General features: G+C 34.9%; 16 protein-coding genes. 7 read left to right on the plus strand and 9 right to left on the minus strand.

Annotation, left to right across the window (positions count from 1 at the left end):
- Positions 1 to 505: 505 nt before the first annotated feature.
- Complete coding sequence (locus IWX80_RS17050; protein WP_334682358.1) at positions 506 to 646, minus strand: hypothetical protein; 141 nt, start codon at positions 644 to 646, stop codon at positions 506 to 508.
- A gap of 102 nt (positions 647 to 748) precedes the next feature.
- Here IWX80_RS17050 and IWX80_RS13045 point away from each other — a divergent pair, with 102 nt between their 5' ends.
- The 4 genes from IWX80_RS13045 to IWX80_RS13060 all read left to right on the plus strand — a co-directional run bounded on the left by IWX80_RS13045 (position 749) and on the right by IWX80_RS13060 (position 4,438).
- Positions 749 to 1,777, plus strand: coding sequence for a tyrosine-type recombinase/integrase (locus IWX80_RS13045; RefSeq protein ID WP_196853805.1), 1,029 nt, complete (start codon positions 749 to 751; stop codon positions 1,775 to 1,777).
- A 433-nt stretch (positions 1,778 to 2,210) separates the two neighbouring features.
- The gene (gene istA / locus IWX80_RS13050) at positions 2,211 to 3,437 is read left to right on the plus strand and encodes an IS21 family transposase (protein WP_196853943.1); all 1,227 of its coding nucleotides are present in this window, start codon (positions 2,211 to 2,213) and stop codon (positions 3,435 to 3,437) included.
- Positions 3,438 to 3,454: 17 nt separating this feature from the next.
- Positions 3,455 to 4,219 carry an IS21-like element helper ATPase IstB gene (gene istB / locus IWX80_RS13055; protein ID WP_196853806.1) on the plus strand — a complete coding sequence of 255 codons (765 nt, stop codon included), beginning with the start codon at positions 3,455 to 3,457 and terminating at the stop codon, positions 4,217 to 4,219.
- 51 nt (positions 4,220 to 4,270) lie between these two features.
- On the plus strand, positions 4,271 to 4,438 hold the full coding sequence (locus tag IWX80_RS13060) for a hypothetical protein (RefSeq protein WP_196853807.1): 168 nt from the start codon (positions 4,271 to 4,273) through the stop codon (positions 4,436 to 4,438).
- A gap of 3 nt (positions 4,439 to 4,441) precedes the next feature.
- On the opposite strand, the gene IWX80_RS13065 is transcribed toward IWX80_RS13060, so the two are convergent.
- The 3 genes from IWX80_RS13065 to IWX80_RS13075 all read right to left on the minus strand — a co-directional run bounded on the left by IWX80_RS13065 (position 4,442) and on the right by IWX80_RS13075 (position 6,881).
- A complete protein-coding gene (locus IWX80_RS13065; protein ID WP_196853808.1) occupies positions 4,442 to 4,837 on the minus strand; it encodes a response regulator in 396 nt (131 codons plus the stop codon).
- Between the two features lie 4 nt (positions 4,838 to 4,841).
- On the minus strand, positions 4,842 to 6,599 hold the full coding sequence (locus IWX80_RS13070) for a PAS domain S-box protein (RefSeq protein ID WP_196853809.1): 1,758 nt from the start codon (positions 6,597 to 6,599) through the stop codon (positions 4,842 to 4,844).
- A gap of 120 nt (positions 6,600 to 6,719) precedes the next feature.
- Positions 6,720 to 6,881, minus strand: a complete 162-nt coding sequence (locus tag IWX80_RS13075; RefSeq protein ID WP_196853810.1) for a hypothetical protein — start codon at positions 6,879 to 6,881, stop codon at positions 6,720 to 6,722.
- 571 nt (positions 6,882 to 7,452) lie between these two features.
- Between IWX80_RS13075 and IWX80_RS13080 the strand changes: the two genes are divergently transcribed.
- Positions 7,453 to 7,623, plus strand: coding sequence for a hypothetical protein (locus tag IWX80_RS13080; protein WP_196853811.1), 171 nt, complete (start codon positions 7,453 to 7,455; stop codon positions 7,621 to 7,623).
- A 155-nt stretch (positions 7,624 to 7,778) separates the two neighbouring features.
- Positions 7,779 to 8,912: a low temperature requirement protein A gene (locus IWX80_RS13085; protein ID WP_196853812.1), complete on the plus strand. Its 1,134-nt coding sequence runs from the start codon at positions 7,779 to 7,781 to the stop codon at positions 8,910 to 8,912.
- Positions 8,913 to 9,080: 168 nt separating this feature from the next.
- On the opposite strand, the gene IWX80_RS13090 is transcribed toward IWX80_RS13085, so the two are convergent.
- Complete coding sequence (locus IWX80_RS13090; RefSeq protein WP_196853813.1) at positions 9,081 to 9,698, minus strand: hypothetical protein; 618 nt, start codon at positions 9,696 to 9,698, stop codon at positions 9,081 to 9,083.
- Positions 9,699 to 10,009: 311 nt separating this feature from the next.
- The gene (locus IWX80_RS13095; protein WP_196853814.1) at positions 10,010 to 10,642 is read right to left on the minus strand and encodes a hypothetical protein; all 633 of its coding nucleotides are present in this window, start codon (positions 10,640 to 10,642) and stop codon (positions 10,010 to 10,012) included.
- A gap of 358 nt (positions 10,643 to 11,000) precedes the next feature.
- Here IWX80_RS13095 and IWX80_RS13100 point away from each other — a divergent pair, with 358 nt between their 5' ends.
- A complete protein-coding gene (locus IWX80_RS13100; RefSeq protein ID WP_196853815.1) occupies positions 11,001 to 11,552 on the plus strand; it encodes an ATP-binding protein in 552 nt (183 codons plus the stop codon).
- Positions 11,553 to 11,823: 271 nt separating this feature from the next.
- On the opposite strand, the gene IWX80_RS13105 is transcribed toward IWX80_RS13100, so the two are convergent.
- From IWX80_RS13105 to IWX80_RS13115, 3 genes are read right to left on the minus strand one after another with little or no spacing between them, the layout of a single operon-like run.
- Positions 11,824 to 13,254, minus strand: coding sequence for a TolC family protein (locus IWX80_RS13105; protein WP_196853816.1), 1,431 nt, complete (start codon positions 13,252 to 13,254; stop codon positions 11,824 to 11,826).
- Entirely contained in the window at positions 13,247 to 16,417 is a 3,171-nt protein-coding gene (locus tag IWX80_RS13110; protein WP_196853817.1) for an efflux RND transporter permease subunit, read from the minus strand. Before IWX80_RS13110 ends, IWX80_RS13105 begins: the two co-directional genes overlap by 8 nt.
- Before the next feature lie 44 nt (positions 16,418 to 16,461).
- A complete protein-coding gene (locus tag IWX80_RS13115) occupies positions 16,462 to 17,544 on the minus strand; it encodes an efflux RND transporter periplasmic adaptor subunit (RefSeq protein ID WP_196853818.1) in 1,083 nt (360 codons plus the stop codon).
- Positions 17,545 to 18,806 lie beyond the last annotated feature (1,262 nt).

Genomic DNA, 18,806 nt, shown 5'->3' on the forward strand with positions numbered 1-18,806 from the left:
AACTATTGATAAACAATATTTTAGTTCGTTTTTATTTATATTATCTTTTTGATATTATGTTTTATTTTGATTAGATTTGTACCTTATTTGTACCTCAAAATTTGAGGTACAAAAAATATTTTTTTTTGACCAATTTATGGCACACAGAGACACACATAGTCACAGTGGGACACCTAAAGTCACATTACTATGAGTACAAACATTAAGATTACGCGCATCTGTGAATTCTGCAAAAATGAATTTATGGCACGCACAACAAGAACGCGCTACTGCTCCTAAGGCTGCAATAGCAAAGGTTACAAATCGATCGTAAGGCAGTCGAAGATCAAACAAAGTAATAAGCAGACCGAGAGTGCCAAAAATCCTGAACTTGAGATAGTACGAGTTAAAGATTTCCTTAGCATAAGCCAAGCGAGCATTTTATTTGGAATTAGTCGAAGAACATTCTACAGAATTATTTCTAGAGGAGAACTTGATGTAGCAAAATTTGGTACCAGAACGGTAATTAGAAGGTGCGATATTGATTCATTTTTTTCGCTTCCTTTGGATCAATCTGTTCTTCGCCCAACTCAAGAATTTCCGGGTTTGGAGAATTGCTATACAATAACGCAAATACAGCAAAAGTATGGGATTTCTTCTGGTGCATTGTACATGCTTATTCAAAGACAAGGTATAGTAAAGTATGCAGTAGGCAAATATAATTATCTAGCCAAGAATGATATAGATATAATATTTAATACAAAAAGCCATGGAAAAGAGTAATGTAACGTTGAGGCAAAAAGATATTTCAAACGAAAGAATATCCCTTTATTTGGATTTTTATCCCCCAATCTTGAATAACAATAACAGGTATACTAGACGCGAGTTTTTGAAAATATATCTTTTCAAAAAGCCAAAAAATCAACTTCAAAAAAATTCAAATATTGAAAACCGTCATATAGCAGAATTAATTCAGATGAAACGACAAAATGAGATAAATAAAAAAAACATATATACTTCATTTGAAAAAGACCAATTACATATTCAGGCTATTGGTCGCGAGTCATTTCTCGAATATTTTAATAAACTGGCACAGAAGAAAATCGGCAATAATCGAAGTATTTGGAAATCTGCAATTACACATTTTGAGTCTTTCTTGGAAGGAAAAGATATTTGTTTTAAGGATATTTCTATTTCTTTAATGGAAGATTACAAAGATTACTTGCTAAAAGCAAAGAGTTTAAGAGATACAGGGAAAAAGTTATCTAGTAACACAGGCTTATCATATCAAAACAAACTCAGAACCACATTGAAAAAAGCATACAAAGAAGGCAAACTAAAAACTGATATTAATGCTGGTATAGATTCTATTAAAGAACAAGAAGCTCACCGCAACTTCCTTACTATTGAAGAGGCAAAAAAACTATTTGATACTCCTTGCACTAATGACCTCGTATATCAGATTTCCATGTTTTCAATTTTAACAGGTGTTCGATATTCTGATATTGCAAAACTTATGTGGTCAGAAATTGAATACATAGAAAATGATGGTTATTATATCCGATTTAAGCAAAAGAAAACTGGAGGAATGGAAACACTTCCAATTCCTCATGAAGCTTTTGAACTTTTGAGACCTAAAGTAAATGAAAATGATAAAGTTTTTGCAGGTCTGAAGAAATGGGATGTAGACAGGATATTACCAGTTTGGATTGTAAGATCTGGAATAACGATGGAAAAACCAGTCAAATTGACCACCCTATTCCAGTCTAAATTGACCACCAGTTTCGGAGCAAACTGACCACCACTTTCCAGTTCAAATTGACCACCTAATTTTGGGGGACAATTGATCATCAAAAACTACTAACTTTTTCATGTTGTTAGCACCATACATTCGTTAAAAAAATACGGATTATGGCAAACAAAATAACAGACATGAGTAAAATTAGAAAAGCAATTAAATTCTACTGTAACGGAAAAAGTAAGTTATTCCTAAGTAAGTACTTATCTCTTTCTAGAAATACGGTAAAAAAGTATATTTCTTTATTTGAAGTGCTAGGATTAAGTTTTGAAGTAATTAGTGAAAAACTGGTGCTGAGTTAGAACTTTTGTTCTCACACACTACCGTGGAATCAATTAGTCCCAAACTGCAGATTCTTTATGATTTTTTTCCTAAAATGGAACGCGAACTAAAAAAAGTTGGCGTTACCGTACACCATATGTAGGAGCAATATATTGCCCTAAATCCTAATGGTTACAGGAGCTCACAATTTGGACATTATTACAAAGCATGGAGCAAACGAGTCAATCCAGTGATGCATATGAATCACAAAGCTTGTGATAAAATGTATGTGGATTATGCTGGAAAAACACTCTCCATTATTGATAAAGACACGGTAGAAATCAAAGAAGTACAATTTTTTGTAGCCATATTGGGAGCCAGCCAATACACCTATGCAGAAGCTTCCATGAGCCAGCAAAAAGAAGATTTTGTTACTTCGGTAGAAAATGCTATGCGTTTTTTTGAAGGTACTCCTGCGGCAATTGTTCCCGATAATTTAAAATCGGCAGTAATAAAAAGCAGTCGTTTTGAACCCACAATCAATGAAACCTTAGCTGATTTAGCCGAGCATTACCAAACTACAATCTTGCCTGCCAGGGCTTATAAACCAAGAGATAAGTCATTGGTTGAAGGAGCTGTCAAGATCTTGTATCGAAGGATTTATGTAAATCTAAAAGAAACTAAATTCTTTTCTCTGGAAGAATTAAACCAGCAAATATGGGATTTATTAGATGCTCATAATAGTCGAAAACTCACAGGACGTCCGTACTCTCGGATAGAATTATTTTTAGAAGATGAGCAACAAAAACTAAGTCAATTACCACAAGAACGTTTCGAAATCAAATACCAATCCTTTGCAACAGTGATGCAAAACGGACATGTTCAATTAAGTCAGGACAAAAATTACTACAGCGTTCCGTATCAATATGTCAAGAAAAAAGCGAAACTATTGTATACCAAATCAACGGTAGAGATCTATCACAAATACAATCGAATAGCCATCCATCCAAGGAATTACAAACCTTATATCTATACCACAATCCCGGAACATTTAGCCAGCACGCATCAATTTGTAGCCCTGTGGAGTGCTGCCCGCTTCATTGATTGGGCCAGTAGTATTGACGAGTCAGTAGCAGAATATATTATGCAAATAATTGAAAGTAGAAACCATCCTGAACAGGCTTATAAAAGTTGTTTGGGAATATTAAACTTCGAAAAAAAGGTAGGGAAAGAGCGATTAATAAATGCCTGTAAGCGGGCACTTGATTTTAAAATTTACAATTTTAAGACCATCCAAAATATTTTAGAAAACAACTTAGATCATATTGAATTTGAACAAGAACCTGATCAGGAACTTCCAATTCACGGTAACATAAGAGGAAAACAGTATTATAATTAAATCAAAACACAGTAATGATGAATGACCCGAGCGTAAGCGAACAGGCGAAGCAATCCACAGTAACAAAAATGAAACAAATAAAGCTTTACGGCATGCATAATGCCTTTAAAACAGCCATTGAAAGCGGGAAAACTGACCATTACACGCTCGATCAGTTTGTATCGATGCTTATTGATGCCGAATGGGATGAAAGGCACAATCGTCGTATTGCCCGCAGTATCACCAATGCCCGATTCCATTACAAGTCAAATATTGAAAATATCAATTTTGACCAAACCCGTAATCTGGACCGAAACACCATACTACGTCTGGCAGAATGTGAATTTGTAGAAAAAAATGAAAACATTTTAATCACGGGAAGCACTGGTGTAGGCAAAAGTTATTTAGGCACCGCATTAGGTTATCAAGCCTGCATACAAGGTTTTAAAGTAAGTTATTTTAATACCTCAAAGTTGTTTGCTAAATTAAAAATGGCAAAAGCAGACGGCTCTTATCTGAGAGAATTGGCCAAAATAGAACGGCAAGATGTTATTATATTAGACGATTTTGGACTCCAAGCTTTGGATAGCAGTAACCGAATTACACTTTTAGAGATCATTGAAGACAGGCATAATAACGGTTCTATTATTGTCACCTCACAAATCCCTGTGCAAGGCTGGTATGACATCATTGGAGAAAAAACCATAGCTGATGCCATTTTGGATAGACTCATACATCAATCTCATCGACTCGAATTACATGGAGAATCCATGAGAAAAAAAAGAGGGATAAACAAAGGCTAATATTTAAGTATATTTGAATACTAATCAACAGATGAAAAAGAGTAGTTTTTAATGAAAAATGGAGGTGGTCATTTTGCTCCGGAATTAGGTGGTCATTTTGAATTGGAATCAGGTGCTCACTTTAAATTGGAATTGGGTGGTCAATATCACTGGAATTTGCAGTTATGCATGGGTATTTGTTTATTTATTAAAATATTTAAAGTCAAATTGACGAGGTAAAATTCAAGCTATTTCATGTGTGTTCAAAATTTCTTCGATATCTTGTTTCGAAAGCGGTTTCTGATAAAACTTCTTAATCACAGGATATGATTGAGCTTTTAACTTGTCGCTTTCATCTGTTGAGGATGTGAGAATGTATAGTTGAAATTTAGCAAAAGAACTGAGATTTATTTTTTGTAGGCTGTCTAAAAACTCCCATCCATTTAATACGGGCATATTAATGTCTAAAAGTATAACAATAGCATCGGTTACATTTCTTAGTGTTTCTAATACCGACAAACCAACTTCTCCGTTATCACATTGTTGACAATTAACCGAATTATCCATATGATGAATCATTTTTTGGATAATCATCCTGACAATTGGATCATCATCAACTATAAGTATTGTTTTGTTCATTTCTTCAGGTTAAGTGTTGTGCCTTAGTAACCATGTCCTTTATAATTTCATCCAATTCATTTGCGGAATCTCTCAAATGTTTTAGCCACATTAAAATATCATCCAGACTTTTATTATCCTCGATAACATTCATAATTCCCAACATTCTTGAGAGAGGAGCCCGTACTATATGTGACTGAGTCCAGGCAATATTTTTGAGTTTTTCATTTTGTATTTCAATTTGGCTCACATATCTACTTCTGCTTATTTCAAAATTCTTTCGCTCGGTGATATCATTCATGGCTCCTACCATGCGTATAGGATTTCCTTTTTCATCTCTGATTACAATACCCCTGTCAATCACATCGGCATAAGTACCGTCATTTATTTGATATCGATACTCGGCAATCCAGTTAGATTGGTCCGGTTTTTCGAGTGCTCCATAAATACTTTGAATTACCCATTCTTGATCCTCAGGATGGATGTGACTAGTCCAAGACTCTAAAGTTGGGGTGGTTTTTTCAATTTGGTATCCAAACAGTTTTTTGAAACCAGCTCCCCAATATAGCGTATTTTCTAGGATATTCCAATCCCATATCGCATCATTGGTCGCTTCTGTAACTTTTTCAAAGCGTTCATTGGATTGAAGCAGGCGTATATCTGACTCTTTTCTTCGTGTAATATCTTTAAAATATACAGATAGTCCGGTGGTTGAGGGATATACCGTAACTTCGAGCCACATATTTAATGCGGGGTAAAACTCTTCAAAGTCCAAGTTTTCCTGAGTTTCCATGGCTTTGTGATATTGGCGATAAAAGTCCGTTTCAATAATATCAGGGTACTCGTCCCAAAGGTTTTTGCCAATGATGGCATCTCTTTTCCTACCTAAAACCTTTTCGGTTTCTTTGTTCCAATAGGTTACTACCCAATCTTTATTCACATAGAAAAAAGCATCTCCTATACTTTCCAGTACGTTAATTTTCTCCTGATAGGCTTTCTCCAGTTTTTCTGCCGCCTGTTTGCGTTCATCAATGTTCTTGAAGTAGGCAGATACGCCACCCTGTGATGGATAGGCATTAATTTCATACCATTTTCCATTTCCAGGGTAATAATATTCAAAGGATTCCGTGTTTTTTGTACGGGCCACCCTTTGATAAATTTTCCGAATGGAGGTATCTGCACTTGCTGGAAATAATTCCCAAATGTTCTTGCCCAAAACTTCATCGGCCTTCTTTAAGAGTAAGTTCTCGGCTTCCTTGTTGAAATAAGTAAATTTCCAGTTTTTGTCAACGGCATAAAAAGCATCAGATATACTTCCCAAAATCTCCCGAATCTGAAGCTCCAGCATTTTGGAAACATGAATGTCCTGAAAACTGCCATATATCCGCTGGCATTTCCCTTCAATCATCTCTACATTACCAATAGCCCGAACCCATCGTTCTTTCTTTTTTTTAGTGACTATTACAGCTTCAAAGTCAAATGCAGCACCAGTTTTAATACTATTCTGTAAAATTCCATTTACCATTGACCGAAAATCTCCCCTATAAAAACTAAGAGATGTTCTTAAATCAGGGATGAAAGTATTCGAGTTTGTTTCGTGGAGTTCGTGTACAATATTTGACCAGTAAATTTTGTCACCTGCCACATCAAATTCCCAACTTCCAATTCTGGCCAGTTTTGATGCCTGTTGGTAAAAGTAGCTACTGAAGTCTTCTTTATTCTCTTTCATTTTTCCACTATTTTTCTTTGCTCTATTTACTTGTGCATAACGTTTCGCCGCCACGCCTAGTCGCGGTTTAGGAACTGAGTTTTCTCCAAGAAGAGAAAGCGAAGTTAGGAAATAAAACGCTCGATTAGCACAAAAGTAGTGATTATGCGTCACGGCTGTTGGTGGCTGTGCTTTTTAGTTTATTTTCATTCCATAATTATAATTATCTTGTAAAAACTGTTTCAGTTCAGGATGAATTTTAACAACTTTATCGTCTATATAATCTTCAATGAATGGTGCAATTTGATATTGGCAATCTTCCGGAGGTTGCATATCAAAATCCAAATAATCAATCATATCAGTAGAAGAAATTAAAGTTGCATCAGTATTATAATAAGAACTAAAAAAAATGTTACTATATAAGATACACGGATGTTTATATTTTTTAAATAAATATCCAAAGATTCAGAATGCTCTTTTATTAGATTATGAGTAAACTGAATTTTGTGTCTTTTTATTTTCTTGAGGTTGCTGCTAACGGTCTCGCATAACGGATAGTGCCTTCTGGTTTGCTGAAAGCTAATTAAAGAATAAAAATTTGAATTAACAGAGTAGTTTCTGAAAAAGCTAAAAAGCAGGCATTTTCGTTATGCAGGGTTGTGCGCTGGCTTATTAGTATTAATGTTTTACTTATGCTCTTTCACCTTATTTTGGTAATCCGACAAGCAGCTTTGAAATACTGGTAATAACTTATGCTTTTGTTCTTCAATTCCAATCTTAGTAATCTCGATATATTCCGCTTGAGTGAATTCCGCGTGAATCTTTGCAGTTGAACATTCACAATACTCTGTAGTCAAATCAGGATATTTTACTGCCATTTCTTTAGAATCTGCTAAACATTTTTTCGTTAATATATTAGCGCTTTCATTTGTCCACCTTTGGTTTTTCGGTTCAGCCAGTACGGCTTTCAGTACCTTACAGCGAAGAATTTGGAGGAGACATTCGAAGAAGCAAGTGGCACGGTGGCGTAATTGGTCTAATAATGGATTCAGTAGGTGGAATGGTTGGAATTGCTAATTTTATTTCTAAAGAAGATTAATTAGCAACTTTTGATCTTATAGTTGAAGTTAATTTAGTACCTTTAGACAACAGACTAATGGTAACAAGTATGCAGGCTTTCCAGGAAGGTCAATTGCTTGCTAAAGGAAAAGCCGTTTACAATTTCATTAAAAGTAAATCCTGAAATTTGAATATTTGGAATATTTTCTAAAAAATCGACATGCTACCTGGCTCGAACTATTCTTCGACCTTGTTTTTGTATCCAGCATTGGAGTAGTAACTCATACTCTGGCGTATACTCATGATAACCATTTGGCTCCTGAACAGATTTGGCTATTCCCTTTACAATTTATAGTCATCTGGTGGATCTGGATCGTACATACCTTATTTTCCAATCGATTCAATGATGATAGTAGGACTGAAAGAATCTTTAGTCTTACAATTATGTTCTTCATGATAATCATGTCTGCATTTTTTGGAGATGATCTTTTTCAGGACTATCCTGCCTTTGTCTGTTTTTATGCGCTTATAAAGTTAATATTGGTGTCTTTATTTTTTAGAGCATCTAATCAAGGCTTGCACTCTATAAGTTATGCTAGGAAAAGTGGCTTGATAATTCTTTTCGGCACGGGAATTTCTGCTATTTCCGTTTTCATTGAAACTCCGTTAAGGGAAATTATTTTGGTTTCCGGAATTCTAGTTGAAATGCTCGGTATTTATATTGTAAGTAACCGAATTTCGGAGAAACAAAAACCAGTCCATCGCGAACATCTGGTAGAACGAGTAGGATTGTTTTCACTAATCCTTCTAGGAGAATCTATTATCAGTCTTACGGGTACTTTAAGAAATGTCAATTGGGACATTTTAAGTATTGTGGCAGCAGTTACGGGTTTTATTATGATTGGCCTTATTTGGTGGATATATTATGATAGTTTTCATGTCATGGAGCGGATTAAATCGATGACCAACGGGTTTCCTATGTTGTATTCCCACTTGTTTTTAGCTATAGGTTTTGTGATCCTGGCTAATGTGATTCGACATGCTATTTTAAATGATCTAAATATGAATGAGTTTAGAATTATGGCGATTACGGGAATGAGCTTTTTTTACATCGGTAAACAAACCGTTTATGTTGTTTTTCTTCCTCCCTTCCGTAAAATTATGACAATTAATACACTAGTATGTATTTTTATAACTATCGGATCTACCTTTTTGCCAAAAATAGAATATGCGCTTGTTGGAATTACAATTGGTATGCTGTATTACACTTTGGCCAATTTCAAGTTTACCCTAACCAAGGATATATCTGAGTATGTTTCGAAAGAATAAAGATATATAGGCTTGCGTACAACGTTCTGGTACTACCTTTAGATTTGCCACCCGAGCGATAGCGAATAGACGAAGTAAATCATCCCAAATACAAAACCAACTTTCCTCCCGATACTTCGGGAAAGCCTAATACCCAAATTGCTTGTAGCGTGTGTTGGCGGATGTTTTCTAGCTTATCCAAGTTCCCCACTTTTCTATAACTTTCCATTTTCCATTAATCTTTTTTAGATATACCGATTTTCCGCTTCCGCATAATCTTCCGCAATAGTAATTCAATTCCAAATAAGCTACTTGATTATTTAACGAAAAAACTGGAATTGTCATTTCATAGTAACTATAAGGCTGTTCTGCTTTTTTCTTACTGATTTCTTTATCTTTTGTGGTAAAATTTACTTGTCCAACTATATTAGAGTCTATCTCTAATTTTTCTGGATTTAAGTTTTGTTTTAACAAATACAGTGAATCAACAGCTTTGAAGAATGTTGAGTTTCCATCATAATTTAGTAAGTCAGTTATTGAAACATCATTAAACGATGGTGGTGGAGGTAGAGGAATTTCGCCATTTATTGATTTTTCTGGAATGTAGATGTTTAATCTAATCAATTCATTACAAATCATTTTTTTATCTTTTGCATTTTCAAAAACTTCTAGACTATCTTCCGCTATTATTACTTTTACAATTTCATTGATTTCTTTAACTGCCGTAGGTGTAAATTCAATTTTGTTTTCAGAATTTTTGCAACTAAAAATTGAAAAAAAAGCGATTGATAAAATTATGTTTTTCATTTTGCAGTTTTTTAAAATATCCGTTAACGTTCTTGCACTACAGCGGGTTTGGGATTAAAAATTCGTAATCTTTCGGTTATGCCTAATTTTCCAAATACAAAACCAACTTTCCATTAAGCCAAATGCCCAAATCCGTTGTAGCGGCTGTTACCAGCTGGCTTTTATTTCTGTACAATCTAAAAAGGTAAATCATCAGTTTCTTCTGTTATTACTATCGGTTTAGGGAATTTTGTTTTAAAATATGAATTTAGAAAAAGTCCAACCGTTGCGACTGAATTGATTACAAAATATGTAAAAACTGTATCATTTATCTAATAATCATCCGAAGTTTTTCCGTGAAAATTAGTTTTTTCGCTTCTTAATTTTTCAATTGATTGATTTATGGACAAAAGGCCACTTCCAATAGTTTTTAGTTCTACAGGATGATTATCGTCAAGAATATTAAATTCTTTTAAAACTATAGTAGTCAATTTATAAAGTGTTTCAGTTCCTTTGACTTTACTATTTATCCGGTAGTCTTTTAAAATTTCCTTAATTATACTTTCTAACGCTGAATTTGCTAAACCAATTGCAAGACTTGGATCTGTTTCTATTTGTTTAAAAGCTTTTGTAAAAGTATCGTAAGCAGTTTTGAAATCAGATTTCAATTCATTTTTGAATGTTGGAATTGATGGAATAAAATCTGGAGTGTCAACTCCCATATCAATAGCTACTTTTAGTATGTCGCTTCCAGTCATTGAGTGTAAAGTACTCAATAAGTCAATTTCTCCGTTGTTTTTTTGGTATATATGGAAGTTTTCCCAATTATTATTCCATTGATCTCCCCAGTGCCATTTACTAATGTACAAACTAACTTCCTTGTCTGAATTATATTCCTCACAAATAGCATCGTGAACGGATTTCACAAGTTTCATTTGGTATTTTGGCGAAATTAGCTCGTTCATTAATTTAAGCTATTATTTTTTAATTCGCAGGTTTTTTTAAGCTTGCTGGTAACGTCAGTTCGTCTAAAAACCTTTAAACGAACTTTATTTAGTTAATCAGTGAGTAAATATATGGGATTAAAACTATAATTAAAATTCTTTTTAATAAAAGTAACTTTCACATTCTCAAAAGAAAATAAGGCATAAAAAGCGTTAAAAAAGTGCTCTTAGATCACAAAAATATAAAGTGATACTTCGTAGATATTGTTCTAGTAGATTTTGGTCACTCAGATTAAAAATCCGACGCAGATTGTAGGATAAAAAATCAATCATTATTTGCTCATTGTTGTGGGCACAGTTTAGAAAACTGCGCTAACGATTGTGGTATAGCAGCGCGGTCGGGATTTCATTATGGGCTTTGCAAACCCGTAATCTGGATCGAAATACCATACTGCGTCTGGCAGAATGTGAATTTGTCGAAAAAAATGAAAACATTTTAATCACGGGAAGCACTGGCGTAGGCAAAAGTTACTTAGGCACCGCATTGGGTTATCAAGCCTGTATCCAAGGTTTTAAAGTAAGTTATTTTAATACTTCGAAGCTGTTTGCTAAATTAAAAATGGCCAAAGCAGATGGTTCATACCTGAGAGAATTGGCCAAAATAGAACGGCAAGACGTTATTATATTAGATGATTTTGGACTCCAAGCTTTGGATAGCAGTAACCGAATTACCCTTTTAGAGATCATTGAAGACAGGCATAATAACGGTTCTATTATTGTAACCTCACAAATCCCAGTGCAAGGCTGGTATGACATCATTGGAGAAAAAACCATAGCCGATGCCATTTTGGATAGACTCATACATCAATCTCATCGACTCGAATTACATGGAGAATCTATGAGAAAAAAAAGAGGGATAAACAAAGGCTAATATTTAAGTATATTTGAATACTAATTAACAGATGAAAACGAGTAGTTTTTAATGAAAAATGGGGTGGTCATTTTGAATTGGAATTGGGTGGTCAATATAACTGGAATTTGCACTTCTCTATGGATTTTAAAAAAAAATGACAATCACAATGATAGCGAGATCAAACCAAATTGAAATACATTTTTATAAATAAAAAAAAACAGTAGTAAACTTGCGCTTACTACTGTTTAAAATAATTATTACTATATATTTTTTTGAGCGATACACTTATTTATTTCCAACCGCCCCCTAAATCTCTGTAAACATGAACTACAGCGCTAAGTTGTTCTTTTTTGGTCTCTATAAGTTCGAGTTTGGATTCCAAAGCATCGCGTTGGGTCATCAAAACTTCAAAATAATCTACTCTGGCAGACTTAAATAAATCACCAGCAACATCAATCGAACGGCTCAAAGCAACTACTTGCTGAGCTTTCAATTGATAACTTTTTTCCAAATTATTAATTTTAGAAAGCTGACTGGAAACCTCCAGATATGCTTTAAGAATCGTACGCTCATAGTGATACAAAGCCTGAATTTGTCTGGCATTGGCAGATTTATATTCCGCTTTTATTGCATTTCGGTTGATTAATGGTGCTGCAAAATCTCCCACAAATGAATACAATAATGATTCTGGCAATGTAAACAAGTACGATGATTTAAAAGCATTTACGCCTACCATTGCCGTAATATCTAATGAAGGATAAAACTCAGCACGGGCTACTTTTACATCTACTTTTGCTGCTTCTAATTCCATTTCGGCTTGTTTTATATCGGGTCTATTCGATAACAATTGAGCAGGAATCCCGGATTGTATTACCGGAGGCAATAAACTAATAAAATTAGATTTATCTCTCTCTATTTTCTGCGGGTATTGCCCTAACAAGAAATTTATTTTATTCTCCGTTTCTTTTATATTTTGAAGAATCTCAAACTCCATACTTTTGGATGCCATTACCTCAGCCTGAAATTTCTGAACAGCCAATTCAGTTGATCTAGCGGCTTCTTTCTGAATTTTTACAATTTCCAAAGCGGTACTTTGCAAGGCAATATTCTGTTTAACAATATCTAATTGACTATCCAAAGCCAGCAATTCGTAATACGAATCAGCAACCTCAGCAATAAGATTTGTGATTACAAAATTCTTTCCTTCGACAGTTGATAAATATCGACTTACAGCAGCTTTTTTAGAATTGCGCAATTTTTTCCAAATATCAACTTCCCAATTGGCATAAGCTGCTATTTTCAAATCGCCCAATGGTTCTGGCATTTCTAGGCTTGGTCTTATTTCAGTTGAAGCATCACCGGCGCCTTGGCTGGTATATCTCCCTACTTTTTCAATTCCTGCTCCTGCTCCAATACCCACTTTTGGCAAAAGAGCCCCTTTTCGCACACGGATATCGTTTTTAGCAATTTCAATTTCCTGCAAAGTAATCTGTAATTCCTGATTGTTTTTTAAAGCAATTTCAATCAGGTTTATCAGATTAGCATCTTTAAAATAAGTTTGCCAAGGCGTAGCAGCAATATTGGTAGTATCGATACTCTTGTCGAAAGATTCCGGAACTGCTTTGGTTTCAACCAGAGGAGCTAAAGCCGGAGTACAACTTGCCACCGCCAGACAAATAGCCAGCGGAACAATATATTTATAATTCTTTATTTTAGGCATGATTATTATCAAATTCTTCGGTTAATGGATTCTCTTTTTCATTTTTTACGAGTTTATATTTTTCAGCAATTCTGCCAAAAACATAATACAGTCCGGGGATCACAAATACCCCACAAATAGTTCCTATCAGCATTCCTCCTGCTGCCGCTGTACCAATAGTTCGATTACCAATTTTACCCGGTCCAGTGGCAAATACTAGTGGAATCAAACCTGCTATAAATGCAAAAGACGTCATCAATATAGGACGAAATCTGGCTTTTGCACCTTCCATTGCGGCTTGAAGCACCGTTCTTCCGGCGGCATGCCTTTGAATTGCAAATTCTACAATCAAAACTGCATTTTTACCCAATAAACCTATCAGCATCACCATGGCTACCTGAGCGTAAATATTGTTCTCTAAGCCTGTCAACTTCAATAAAAGAAAGGCTCCGAAAATACCTGCCGGTAAAGAAAGGATTACTGACAATGGGAGAATGAAACTTTCATACTGTGCTGCTAAAACAAGATAGACAAAACCTAAACAGATTAGAAAAATCCAAACAGCCTGATTTCCTTGCGCCACCTCATCAGCAGAAATACCAGCCCAATCAATACCAAAACCTCGAGGTAATTTTGCGTCTGCTACTTCCTGAACCGCTTTAATTGCGGCTCCACTACTATAACCTGGCGCTGCTGAACCACTTATTTCAGAAGAATTATACATGTTATGGCGGGTGATTTCCGATAGTCCATATACTTTTTCCAACTTCATAAAAGCCGAGAAAGGCACCATTTCATCCCGATTGTTCTTGACATATAATTTCAAAATATCTTCAGGTAAAGCACGATATTCAGGAGCGGCCTGTACAATAACTTTGTAATTAAATCCGTATTTAATAAAACTAATTTCGTAATTACTACCCACCAATGTTGATAACGTATTCATGGCATTTTCAATGGAAACCCCTTTCTGTTGTGCCAAATCATTGTCGACTTTCATCATATACTGAGGAAAACTGGCACTGTAAAAACTAAATACCGATGCTAATTCCGGACGTTTATTTAGTTCCTTAACAAAATCATTATTAACCGTTTCCATTTTCTTGTAATCTCCTGACCCTGCTTTGTCCAGCAGACGAAGTTCAAAACCTCCTGCAGCTCCATATCCAGGCACAGCTGGTGGTTGAAAAAACTCAATATTGGCACCCGGAATATCTTTGGTTTTCTCTTCTAATTCGGTCATGATTTCTTGCACAGAATGCTTTCGTTCGCTCCATTCTTTCAGATTAATCAAACAAGTTCCGGCATTGGCACCCGTACCTTCCGTCAAAATTTCATATCCTGCCAAAGCAGATACCGATTGCACACCGTCTATGGTTTCGGCAATTTTCTGCAATTTTTCAGCAATATTATCTGTTCTTTCTAATGAGGAACCGGGAGGCGTTTGGATGATTGCATAAAACATTCCCTGATCTTCATTAGGAATAAATCCTGAAGGAACAGTACTGCTGACGAACCAAGTCCCTGCACAGAAACCTATAAGCGCAATAAAAGTAATGGTTCTTCTGTTTACAATGCGGCTTAAAATGCTTTGATATTTCTCGGAAGTATTATTAAATTTAGTATTAAATCCATCTAAGAAGCGGTTTATTGGCGTTCTCTTTCTAGGTTTACCGTGATTGCTTTTCAACATCATCGCACAAAGTGCCGGCGTAAGCGTTAATGCCACAATACCCGAAAGAATAATAGCCGTTGCCATTGTTATCGAGAATTGACGATAAAAAATCCCTACAGGCCCAGACATGAATGCCACAGGAATAAATACTGCTGCCATCAGGAATGTAATCGCTATAATTGCTCCTGCTATTTCGTGCATCGCTTTTTTCGTAGCTTTCAGCGGCGAGAGATGGTCTTCCTCCATCTTGGCATGGACTGCCTCGATAACCACAATGGCATCATCGACGACGACTCCAATGGCCAACACTAATGCAAATAAGGTTATAAGATTTAAAGTAATACCGAATAATTGCATGAACATAAAGGTTCCAATAAGGGAAACAGGCACGGCAATGGCCGGTATAATAGTTGACCTCCAATCGCCCAAGAAAAGAAATACTACCAATCCCACTAAAATAAAGGCTTCGACCAAAGTATGAATTACTTTTTCGATAGAAGCATCCAGAAATTTAGATACATCATAACTGATTTCGTAATCCATTCCTTTTGGGAAAGAATTTTTCTTGATTTCAGCTAATTTTAATTTTACATCTTTAATAACCTGACTGGCATTACTTCCATAGGATTGTTTCAAAACAATTGCGGCAGAAGGTTTTCCGTTTAAGTTTGAATAAATATCATACATAGAACTTCCAAACTCAATAGTAGCGACATCTTTTAATCGTAAAATTTCGCCGTCAGGATTTGACCTGAGTACTACATTTCCATATTGTTCTTTACTTGTAAATCGGCCCGAATATTTCAATACATATTCAAATGCTTGTGATCTTTTACCAGAACTTTCTCCAGTTTTGCCCGGTGACGCCTCTAAACTTTGATCTGCCAACGCTTCCATAATTTCTTCTGCAGAAATTTTATAGGCTAACATTCTGTCTGGCTTCAGCCAAATTCTCATTGCATATTCCCGATTACCCAAAACATCTGCAAATCCTACTCCATTTACCCTTTTTAATTCAGAGAGAATATTAATCTCGGCAAAGTTGTACAAAAACTTCTGATCCGTATTCTTATCCGTACTGTAAAGATTCACATACATAAGCATACTCGATTCTTCACGCGTAATTTTCACTCCTTCTCTTACCACTAATGGCGGTAATTTATTAACTACAGAGGCTACTCGGTTTTGAACATTTATCGCAGCCTGATTCGGGTCAGTACCCAAATTAAAAATTACTTGAATGCTGGCCTCCCCATCATTACCAGCATCTGAAGTCATGTATTTCATTCCTGGAACTCCATTGAGTGCTTTTTCTAATGGAATGATTACGGACTTGATCATCAGTTCTCCATTTGACCCAGGATAATCTGCTATTACATTTACCCTTGGTGGCGAAATGGAAGGGAATTGAGTCACCGGCAAATTGGTTACCGCCAAGACTCCTAAAAAGACAATTATTAGCGATATTACTATCGATAAAACTGGTCTTTGAATAAATTTATTAAACATTATATTTATTTTTTACTGGTTAAACCAAATTGAAATTTATAAACCTATTCCGTTTTTAATCGCAAATGGGCGATGACGTCTTTCGATTTTACAAAATCATACTTTATCTTTTCATCGTCTTTGACTTTCTGAATCCCTTCCAATAAAATTTTATCATTTTCGGTAATTCCACTCGAAACGACATACAAATCAGGGATTTCACCAGTAATACTAATTTCCTTTGATTCCAGTACATTGTTTTTATTTACAACAAAAACATATTTCTTATCTTGAACTTCATAGGTCGCTTTCTGCGGAATTACAATAGCATTTTTAAGCGGAACATTCATTTGAACCAATCCTGTTTCACCGTGTTTCAGTAATTTGTTTGAGTTTGGAAATCTTGCTCTGAAGGCTATGTTTCCTGTTTCATTATTAAATTCACTTTCAATAACCTCGACATTTCCTTGGAACTGAAAAACTTTGTTATTAGCTAATAAGAGACTTACTTTATTAGTGGCACGATCTTTTACATTGCTCTGATATTCTAGATACTCCGGTTCTGAAACATTAAAATAGGCAAACATTTGACTGTTATCTGAAAGACTAGTCAACAGTTCCCCTTCATCAATAAGACTACCTAATTTTAATGGAATACGATCTATAGTTCCGGCAAATGGCGCTCTGATTTCAGTGAATGATAAATGTAGTTTAGCCAAAGCCACTTCTGCTCTTGCCTGCTCCAATTTGGCTTGAGCCAAAGACTGCTCGTTTCTGGAAACTATATTTTTGTCGGCAAGGGTTTTAGCATTTTGTAATTCAATTTCAGCTCCTTTAGCTTCTGCTTGTGCCTTTAGTAATTCTGCCTGATACATACCCGGCATAATTCTAAATAGTAGCTGACCTGCTTTTACATATTGACCTTCATCTACATAGATGTTTTGTAAATATCCTTTTTCCTGCGCTCGGATTTCAATGTTTCTTACGGAATGAATTTGAGAAACATATTGTTTGGTAAACGATGTATCAATTTTTATAGGATTGGTAACAATAAATTTTGTCTCTTCTTCTTTTTCTTCTTTTTTAGTTGTACAGCTTGTTAGGCACAACAAGGCAATCAAGCCCGTGAACACGAGTATTTTATTCATGATGTAAAATGGAAATTAAGCGATTAAATACATGGAATTGGGAATTCCTTAGACATAAAAAGTCATCAACTTACAAAAATATTCGAACTGCATTACCATAAATGAAAGCCTATAGCATTCATAAGGGTTAGCAACCTCAAAAATTTAGTAACTGATTATAGTATCAATCAAATTCTTAATACCTGCTGAATAATATAAATAGGATATGACTGGCCACAAAATGGCGCGAAGACTTTAAAATTCTTATCACAATAGTTTATGACGGACTGACAAGAAAATGTCTGATACCAAACTTTTGAAACGCTGAATTTTTCAGTAAAATTTTTGTTTAAATTTTTGTTTTTAACAGAATCATTTTTGGAGCATTCTTCTTCTAAATCAAATCCATCAGCATTAATCATAATACTACCCGAACTCGAGTTATCATTTTTTACTTGATTTGACTTTAAAAGCTTAGACGTTAGTGAGTTGTAAATATCATTGTCATGCGAAGCTGCATGAACATAATTTCCTCCGCTTTGCAGATAGAAAAACAGATATAGAAAAAATATAGTTACTCTCATTTGGAGGCCAAAAGTAATGAAAGTAATCAAAGAAAAAAACAATTTTAATTATGTTTAACAAGTAAAACAAAGCGAAAACGATTGAACCGTCTTTAAGAAAAAAATTAAGCAAAAAATGAATAGATTTCAGCGCATTAGATACTGTTAAACATAGAATTTTTAGAGTTATATAAACAAATGGCGAGTAATAAATAGCTATTTAGAGGAAGCCCGAAACAATTGTGTGCGAAAATATTTGTTAAAGAATTCTGTAAAAAAAATTCTTCTTTAAAACAGAACAACTAATTTCATGTTTATGCTTTAATTATGTTTTGATTAGTATCTCGATTGTTTCTTCAGATCCAAAATTTCCAATTCCTTAATTGAGATATTTATTTTTAAGTCCTAGAAATTTTGTTAAGGTACTGTCGCCTCTCCAAAACAATGATTAACTAGTACAAAAAGGTTTTACAATGCTATTTAGCAAGGGATTTTTGTTTATGAACCGACGTTCTGCGTCTAAAATGTAAATCGTACTTTGGTCCTGAGGGTCGGTAGTTGTAAAACATACCCGCAAGCGGTAATCATATTAATTTTTGTTGTAATACTCAAATCCATCATTTATTTCGAACATGAGCTCTTCACTCGCTAACTGCTGTTGATGATAAATACAAATAATAAACAATTAGATAGTTAAAATAGTGTTTTCAACGGTCGAAC

The organism is Flavobacterium sp. CAN_S2 (assembly GCF_015752255.1).
Classification (GTDB): domain Bacteria; phylum Bacteroidota; class Bacteroidia; order Flavobacteriales; family Flavobacteriaceae; genus Flavobacterium.